General features: G+C 59.3%; 8 protein-coding genes. 6 read left to right on the top strand and 2 right to left on the bottom strand.

Going from position 1 to position 8,713, the window contains the following annotated elements; genetic code table 11:
- Positions 1-239: 239 nt before the first annotated feature.
- Positions 240-608, bottom strand: a complete 369-nt coding sequence (locus E3W21_RS28705; RefSeq protein ID WP_134423012.1) for a DUF427 domain-containing protein — start codon at positions 606-608, stop codon at positions 240-242.
- Between the two features lie 347 nt (positions 609-955).
- On the opposite strand from E3W21_RS28705, the gene E3W21_RS28700 reads away from it, so the two are divergent.
- The 6 genes from E3W21_RS28700 to E3W21_RS28670 all read left to right on the top strand — a co-directional run bounded on the left by E3W21_RS28700 (position 956) and on the right by E3W21_RS28670 (position 7,792).
- Positions 956-3,187, top strand: coding sequence for a C1 family peptidase (locus tag E3W21_RS28700; RefSeq protein ID WP_134423010.1), 2,232 nt, complete (start codon positions 956-958; stop codon positions 3,185-3,187).
- A 118-nt stretch (positions 3,188-3,305) separates the two neighbouring features.
- The gene (locus E3W21_RS28695; RefSeq protein WP_134423008.1) at positions 3,306-5,255 is read left to right on the top strand and encodes a DNA topoisomerase III; all 1,950 of its coding nucleotides are present in this window, start codon (positions 3,306-3,308) and stop codon (positions 5,253-5,255) included.
- A gap of 78 nt (positions 5,256-5,333) precedes the next feature.
- A complete protein-coding gene (locus tag E3W21_RS28690) occupies positions 5,334-5,963 on the top strand; it encodes a glutathione S-transferase family protein (RefSeq protein ID WP_134423006.1) in 630 nt (209 codons plus the stop codon).
- A gap of 48 nt (positions 5,964-6,011) precedes the next feature.
- Positions 6,012-6,515, top strand: a complete 504-nt coding sequence (locus E3W21_RS28685; protein WP_129444908.1) for a GNAT family N-acetyltransferase — start codon at positions 6,012-6,014, stop codon at positions 6,513-6,515.
- Positions 6,516-7,035: 520 nt separating this feature from the next.
- Positions 7,036-7,365 (top strand): hypothetical protein, encoded by a 330-nt coding sequence (locus tag E3W21_RS28675; RefSeq protein WP_129444910.1) that lies wholly within the window; start codon positions 7,036-7,038, stop codon positions 7,363-7,365.
- A 124-nt stretch (positions 7,366-7,489) separates the two neighbouring features.
- A complete protein-coding gene (locus tag E3W21_RS28670; protein ID WP_134423002.1) occupies positions 7,490-7,792 on the top strand; it encodes a hypothetical protein in 303 nt (100 codons plus the stop codon).
- On the opposite strand, the gene cynR is transcribed toward E3W21_RS28670, so the two are convergent.
- On the bottom strand, positions 7,778-8,683 hold the full coding sequence (gene cynR / locus E3W21_RS28665; protein ID WP_134423000.1) for a transcriptional regulator CynR: 906 nt from the start codon (positions 8,681-8,683) through the stop codon (positions 7,778-7,780). The two genes, E3W21_RS28670 and cynR, sit on opposite strands and share 15 nt — an antisense overlap.
- Positions 8,684-8,713 lie beyond the last annotated feature (30 nt).

Genomic DNA, 8,713 nt, shown 5'->3' with positions numbered 1-8,713 from the left:
GTCGCCCTCATGCAGTTGCGCTTCGCTTCATTCGCTGTGGCCAGCTCAAGAGAGGACTTTCACCTCTAGGATGGCGCCCATGCTGGGCGCACAAGTGACCCGCCGTAAGGGCGGAACCCTAAGCCGCCGTGACCGCAGAAACGGATATGCACACGATCAACAAAAGACAGATCGACCGCCTCGCTCTTGCTCTTGATCCTCCGCCCTCTCGCTACGCATGTGTGCCTGGAAAGCGACCCTCACTCAACGTCTTTGAGAACTTCAAAGGTCACTTGATCGGGATAGAACGCCATGTAGCCGCGAATCTGATCGACCGACACTTTAGGGTCTTCATAGCTCCACACCGCGTTAGCGCCCTCATGTCCCGGGACTTGCAGACTGAAATAGCTGGCATCGCCCTTATAGGGGCAATAACTCGTGTGATCGGTGCGGGCAAAGTACTTTTCATCGATGTCCTCCCGCGGTACGTAATACACCGGAGGATAGTTGGCCTCGAGCAACACCAGCGCCCGTGAGGACGCGGCCACCTGGATACCGTGAAACTTTACCAGCAGGCAGCCCGGCTGCTCTGCAATGGTGATGACAGGACTAGGACCGGAGGTTTTCATGGAATACGTTTCTCCTGACGCTGATGGACCTGTAAGAGCGAGGCTTGCCCGCGGTGGGCGGCGCAGCAGCCCCAAAACCTGAGAACACGACTTTCAGGTATAACCCAGATTTTGCACTCATGACGGCTTCGCAGCCGAACGGGACGGTGCGGCGTTCCGACGAGCCTCCTCGACGGCCTAGGTAATGCCAAGTCCCTGCACGGCGAGGTCCTTGGTCCTTCCACCGAATTGAATATTCGAAGTCGGCGAAACATCGACTACGATCAATAGCACCGTTGTCACCCCTACTGCGCAGTCAGGCAGTCGTGGCGTGGGGGTTCGAGTCTCAGAAACTTGAGGGTCCCCACATGCCCGCCACGAAGTTTTCTCTCGATCAGAAAATCATCACCCTCGATGCCCGTCCCGATCGCCTCGACCTGCGTGATCGGATCTTCACCCCACGGGTCCAGTCACTGCCGCCCTCCTGGCCCGCCGACAAAGACATCGCCACCGAACTCTCTGCCTACCTGGGTAAGGGCCTGGTGCTCTACCAAGGCAACGAAGGTGCGTGCACAGGGTTCGGGCTGGCGGCGGTGGTCAACTATTTGTTGTGGCTGCGGGACCGGGCGTCCATCAAGACGAGCCCGCGTCAGCTTTATCATTTGGCCAAACTCTATGACGAATGGCCAGGAGAGGACTACACCGGTTCCAGTTGTCGCGGCGCGTTGAAGGGATGGCATAAGCACGGAGTCTGCGCGGAGGAACTGTGGCCCTATACCGTCAAGCCCGACGGATCGGTTCCGGCGTTTGAAGCGCCCGCCGAAAATTGGGCAACAGACGCCGTGAACCGGCCGCTGGGGGTTTACTACCGCGTCGAGAAAGACGACATCACCGCCATGATGGCGGCGCTGTACGAAGCGGGTGCGCTTTACGTTTCCGCCAATGTGCATCAGGGCTGGGCACTGATGCAGCCCAAAGGCAAAAAACGTCCGCCGGCGGTGTTCCAGAGCATGTCTCAGCTGCCCGTCATCAAATGGCCGACAACCAGCCAGGGCGGTCACGCCTTTGCCTTGATCGGCTACACCCGTCAGGGGTTCATCGTGCAGAATTCCTGGTCAACCGACTGGGGATTCTCGGGCTTCGCCATCCTGACGTTCGAGGACTGGCTGGCCAACGGCACCGACGCTTGGACCGTGGCCCTCGGTGTGCCGATTGAACACGGCGCGTTATCGCACAACGCGCGGCCTTCACGTTCCCGGGCCGATGTTCAATCAGCGTTTCGCAACGCGCTGTCGAGCTCCAGCGCCAAGCGTGAAGGTTTCTCGCTGTTCACCGCCGGTGCCCGCGATACCGGTCGCAAAGGACCTCCCCTGTTGACCATGGATCAGGCGTATGGCCTGACCATCGTGATGGAAAACAACGGCAGTATCGGCCCCCGCCTCACCGACGTCGAAAACGTCCGCGCGGGCGTCAAGCGAATCGTCTACGAGTCACCGCGCGCCTGGTACGACAAGCTCTCGGCAGCCAACAAACCCGCCGTGCTGCGCATCGCCGTCATCGCCCATGGCGGGCTCAACTCCGAGCAGGACTCCATCAATCGAATCTGTGCGATGGCGCCGTACTTTCTTGAAAACGGCATCTATCCATTGTTTGTCACCTGGCGAACCGGGGCGCTGGAGACATTTGCCGACATCGTCAAGGACGCCCTCCCGGGGCTGTTTCCCGAGGCTGGCGGCATCAGCGATGTGTTGAAGACCCTCAAGGACAAGGCCCTGGAAGGTTTTGATCGCACGGTGGAACTGGCCACCAAAAAACTCGGCGGCGATCAGTGGAGTCAGATGAAGCAGAACGCCGAAGCGGCCTCAGTCGCAGGCTTTACCCCGCGCGGGCTGGTGGAAATGGCGGAGAACCTGAAAAAACTGGTCGCCGACATGGGCAAGAAGAACGTCGAACTTCATCTGATCGGTCATTCTGCGGGGTCCTTGATCAATGGCCACTTGGCTCAACTGCTGTCGGCCAGAGGCTTGGCCATCGAAACGTCGACGCTGATGGCCCCGGCCTGCACCCTCGATTTCGCCAACCAGACCTACCGCAAAGTCATCGAAGGCGGAGGCCTCAAGCGCAAGGACTTCCATATCTACATGATGTCCGACAACCGCGAACAGGATGACAACGTCATCGGCGTGTACCACAAGTCACTGCTGTACCTTGTTTCCCGTGCCTACGAAGAACTGCAACGCATGCCGCTGCTGGGCATGGCCAAGAGCCTGGACAAGAACTTCCAGGACTTCAGCAACCCCGATGTGGCGCAGTGGAACATTGCCGCCAAGAACATGACCGAGCAGTGGAACCAGTTTTACTGGGGAAAAACCATTCCGGCCGGTTTCGCCGCCACAGGCCGTGGGCTTCCCGAGGCGTTCGCGAAAACCCTGCATATCTTCAACGATTCGCAAATGAACTACGGCGCGGGCACCAAACCGGACACCTCCCACGGCGGGTTCGACCATGATGTAAACGTTATTACCGCAGCCTTGCTGACCATTCTCAGGCGAGAGCCCGACGGGAAGCTGGACCAGCCGGTGGTTAACCTGAACTACTGAGGCGTCTGTGCAATGAATCGCAACGCACCGACTGTACATCCATACAGATAAAGATTGCCCCATCGCTCATCAGCCGCCATTCTGTCCGCCTCTCGACAGTTGATGAGCGATGGTGGTTATGCGGCTGTACCTCTGTGAAAAACCTTCCCAGGCCAAAGACATTGCGGCCGTCCTCGGCGCCAGGCGTCGTGGCGACGGCTGCTGGCTGGGAACGGACGTCACGGTGACCTGGTGCATCGGCCATCTGTTGGAAACCGCGCCGCCGGACGCCTATGACGCGCGTTACAAGCGCTGGGTGCTGGCGGATCTGCCGATCATTCCAGAGAAGTGGAAGATGACCGTCAAACCACGCACGGCCAGCCAGTACAAAGCGGTCAAGCGGCTGCTCGGCGAGGCCGATGAATTGGTGATCGCCACCGACGCCGACCGTGAAGGCGAGATGATCGCCCGGGAACTGGTCGAGCATTGCCGTTATCGCGGGCCGATCCAGCGGCTATGGCTGTCGGCGCTGGACGATGCGTCAATCCGCAAGGCGTTGGCAGCCCTGAAGCCGGGGGCCGAGACCTTTAGCCTGTACCATTCGGCACTCGGGCGCTCGCGGGCCGACTGGTTGATCGGGATGAACATGAGTCGGCTATTCACGCTGCTAGGGCGTCAGTCGGGTTATCAGGGCGTATTGCCGGTCGGTCGGGTGCAAACGCCGACCCTGCGCCTGGTGGTGGATCGCGACCGCAGCATCGCCGATTTCGTGCCGTTCGCCTATTGGGCCATCGATGTGCAACTGCTGCACGACGGCACCTCGTTCACCGCCCAGTGGCGTGCAGCCTCCGAGGTTTGCGACGATCAGGATCGCTGCCTGAATCAGGCGTTGGCGCAAAATGCAGCGGCAGCCATTGGCAGTGCGGCGAGTGCCCGGGTGATCAAACTGCGTACCGAGCGAATGCGCGAAGTGGCCCCCCTGCCCTTCGATCTGGGCACCTTGCAGGAAGTCTGCTCGAAGAAGCTCGGGCTCGGCGCCCAGGAAACCCTCGACATCGCCCAGGCCCTGTACGAAACCCACAAGGTCATCACCTATCCCCGCAGCGACTGCGGTTACCTGCCCGTGAGTCAGCACAGCGAAGCACCGGGCATTCTGGCCGCGCTGAGGCAGGCTGATCCGGCACTGAATGCCTTGAACGATTTCCTGGAGCCTCAGCGCCGCTCACGGGCCTGGAACGACGCCAAGGTCAGCGCTCACCACGGCATCATCCCCACCGCTGCGGCGAAAAACCTCGAGCGGCTGGTGGGCAAGCAGCGGGCGGTCTACACCCTGATCCGCGCGCGTTATCTGGCGCAGTTTCTGCCCAACCATGAATACGACCGGAGCCAGGCCGACTTCGACTGCGCCGGTGAAGCCTTGCGTGCCGTCGGCAAGCAGATCGTCGAGCCCGGCTGGAAACGCGCCCTGCCCGAGGCCCTCGCCCCGGCCAAGGGCCGCGAAGCACCGGCGCCGCAAACGCTGCCGGCATTGGCCGAAGGACGTGACTGCGCGGTGGCCGACGTGAAGCTCAAGGACCTCTGGACGCAACCGCCCAAACCGTTCACCGAAGGCGATCTGATCAAGGCGATGAAGAACGTCGCCAAACTGGTGGAAGATCCCCTGCTCAAGCAAAAACTCAAGGACACCACCGGCATCGGCACTGAAGCGACCCGCGCCTCGATCATTCAGGGCCTGCTCGACCGTGGTTATCTGATCAAGAACGGCAAGGCCCTTGCCGCCACCCCGGCCGCTTTCAGCCTGATCGATGCCGTGCCGCGTGCCATCGCCGACCCCGGGACCACGGCGATCTGGGAGCAGGCGCTGGACATGGTGCAGAGTGGCGAGATGAGCCTGGAAGAATTCGTCACGAAACAGGCCGCGTGGATGAGCAAACAGGTCGCCCGTTGCGCCGGCCTGAGCCTGACCATCAGCGGACCGGCAAGCCCCGCCGGGCGCAGTGCCACACCGTGGAAAAACAAACGCAAGCCCGCCAAACGCAAGCCCTCGACCGGCACCAAACGCGCGGCAAAACCAGCGAGCAAGGCTTGAGGGCACTTCGGGCGAGCCAAAAGGGTCTAGTGTTCTTCAAGCCCAGCGACAGCCCCATTTTCTGAGAAGGCATCGACCATGATTATCGTGCATCACCTGAACAACTCCCGTTCCCAGCGGATTCTCTGGTTGCTGGAAGAACTGGCCATCCCTTACGAGCTGAAATGCTATCAGCGCGACCCGAAGACCAACCTGGCACCGCCGGAATTGAAAGCGATCAATGCCCTGGGTAAATCACCGGTCATCGAAGACGGCGCGCAGAAGCTGATCGAGTCCTCCGCGATCATCGACTACCTGATTCGACGTCATGGCGACGGTCGCCTGCAACCCGATCCGTCCACCCCCGCCTATGACGAATACGTGCAGTGGCTGCATTTCGCCGAAGGGTCAGCGATGTTGCCGCTGATGTTGAACCTGTATGTGGGACGCCTCGGTGAAGCCGGTGCGCCGTTGCATCCGCGGATCAATTCGGAGGTGGCCAACTACCTGGGCTACCTCGACACGGCTCTGAGCCAGTCCTATTACCTGTTGGGCGATGAGTTCAGCGCCGCCGACATCCAGATGAGTTTTATCGGCGAGATCGCCAGAGCCCAAGGCAAGCTCGGTGACTATCCTCATATAGCGGCCTGGATTGAACGCTTTCAGGCTCGTCCGGCCTATCAAGCCGCACTGAAAAAAGGTGGGAAATACGATTTCGCCCCCCACTGAGTGATCATGCCGGGGCCAGGGATGGCCTGCACCTCAGGAGCTATCAACATGCCCTTGATCGAACTGCACACCGCCCAGCGCGACGAACTGGAAACGATTGAAAACCTGATGCAGTTCTACATGTATGAATTCAGCGAGTGGCTGCCGCTTAAGCTCGGTGAGCACGGTTTCTTCAACGCCCAGCCCAAACCGGGTTACTGGCGCAACCCCGCAACCCGGCCGTTTCTGATCAAGGTCGACGGAGAATTGGCCGGCTTCGTGACTGTGGATGACGAAACCCATCTGCACGGCGCCGAGTACAACATCGGCTACTTCTTTGTCAGTCGACGCTTTCGCGGCCAAGGCGTCGCGAAGTTTGTCGTTTCCACCCTCTTGAGCCGGTTCCCAGGTCAATGGCAAATTTTCCACCTCGACGTGAATCAGCCTGCGCAGCGGTTCTGGGCCCGGGTCCTGGCTGATCTCACCCATGGCGAGTTCACCCTGCATCAGCTGCCGGTAGACGGTTATCCCTGCACCGTTTACCGATTCCAAACATCGCTGCCATCGTCCTGACTGGCGCTTTCCCATTCCGATTTTTAATTCCAAACGACTTTGTCCGACAATATGTAGTGACCAAAAATAATCACTACAAAACCGTTGACGCCTCCGATTTGCCCTTGCATGATGCAGACGTCTCCCCGATCGGGAGAACAGGCAACACGTTTGAGCAAGCTCGTCTGACCGCCGAGCTGTTTTTCCCGGATACACGCTGCCCACAAGGCAGATTGAAGAAGCTGACCTGGCCTGAACGTCCAGTACAAGGACGAGAAGCGCTGGCGATCAATCCTCATGAAGCTTGTGACCGACCCTGAAAATGTCGGCAGTGGCCAGAAGATTTTCGCCGCTTCTCCTCGTTGTGACGCTATTGCGTAGCAGTTATTCAACACGACTACATGCAACAGACGCGGGACCCCGTCATTTTGGCGGCCGACCGCTGACGTCCTGGTTTCGGTGCCAGGGATCAACTAACCGATGGGCTACCTGTATTAGCGAATCAACTTTGAAAGATCACCAAATGGTCAAGGGGCTTACTATGAATCTGAACAATCAACCCACTATCGATGAACTGGCTCATCTGTTCGCTGCGCAAAAAGACAGCCATGACAGCCATATTCTGTGGATCAGCAAGTCGGGTCAGGTGCAAATCGACTGCCTGTCGCCTCACGCCCATGAAGCGGAGTTCGACAAGAACAACCAGAACCTGCTCGCCCGACTGAAGATGTACCGTCGCGGCCAAGGCTATGTCGGCAAGAAAGCCGCGGCTGACAAGGACTTCATCGGTAATGTTCTGCAAACGCTGAAACAGGCATGGGCCTCGATGCAGAACCAGAACGACGTTCGGGTGATTGACCGGTTCTCCTGATACCTCCACACCCCATCCATAAAAAGGCCCCGCTCGTCACATCGAGCGGGGCCTTTTTGTTTGTCTCGTGCGCACCAAACAACGCTATCGTTAACCGTGTGCACTGGATCATTGGAGGATTGTGATGAACATACAACTGACAGGCTTGCTGTTGCTCGTAATGGCCAGTGCTGCCCATGCAAACAGCATCATCGGCGTTCCGTTGTTCGATGCGGACTGCCCCGGCAAAATCATCGTCCACGCGGATCAGGACGGGCCGGTATTGATCAACAGCAAGGAAGCCGAGACCAAAGCCATTGACGATCGCCGATTCGAAGCCAAGGGTTCGGGCGTCGTCATCTCGATCCTCCTCTCCGATGACGACTCGGTCACGTTGTCTTCCACGGGTAAGGCGCCTAATGGTGTGTGCCAATTAATAGAAGACTGATGCCGTCGACTCACCTGCAGCCGCACCCAACACCAGCTCCATAAAAGCCACCGACGCAGCGCTGTGATAGTTGTTTTTGCGTCGAAGCAGCGCGGCCCCTCGTTTGGGCGACTCCCCCAACAACGGGATTTTACGCAACGCGCGGTCCTCGGTGGCAATGGGCTCCGGAAGGATGGTGGCGATGGCCGTGTGCCGAATGACTTCCAGTAAGGTACTCACCGAGTTGACCTCGATTACCACCTTCGGCGTGATCTGCTCCTGGGCAAAATACTCATCGATGCGGGTGCGGGTAACGAAGTCGGGGGCCAGCAGCGCAAACTCCAGCTGCGCAACCTCTTGCGCGGACAACCCGACCTGGCTTTCGTATAACGGGTGATCGCGTCCCACCATGACGCCCAACGTCTCGGTAAACGCCGGGATCGACTCGATGTCGGCATTTCTGACCTGGGTAAAGGCGATGGCGATGTCCAGTGAGTCATCCACCAGACCGGCCTCGATGTCATCCATCGACAGCTCAAAAATCTGTAGATGGATGTTCGGATAACGCGCCACGTAATCGCGCACCAGCGGCCCCACCAGGTACGCCATGAACGTTGGCGTCATAGCCAGCCGCAAGGTGCCGCGGGACAAGTCCTTCACGTCATGCAGTGCACGTTTACCCGCCTCCAGTTCCACCAGCACCCGACGAGCACATTCGATGTAGGCCTCGCCCGCATCGGTGGGTTTGACCGTGCGCGAGGTTCGGTCGAACAGGCTGACACCCAGGGTTTCTTCCAGTTGCCGGATCTGTTGGGACAGGGTCGGCTGCGAGACGTGAAGCGCCTCGGCGGCGCGGGTGAAACCGCCGTGGTCGGCGACCGCCAGCAAATAGCGCAAATGTCGGAGCAGCATGGGGAATCACCATCTATAGGCTGTGCTTAT

Source organism: Pseudomonas sp. F01002 (assembly GCF_004402115.1).
GTDB lineage: Bacteria > Pseudomonadota > Gammaproteobacteria > Pseudomonadales > Pseudomonadaceae > Aquipseudomonas > Aquipseudomonas frigoris.
Note: the sequence above shows the minus strand (reverse complement) of the source record. Positions and strands in the feature narration are given on the sequence as shown.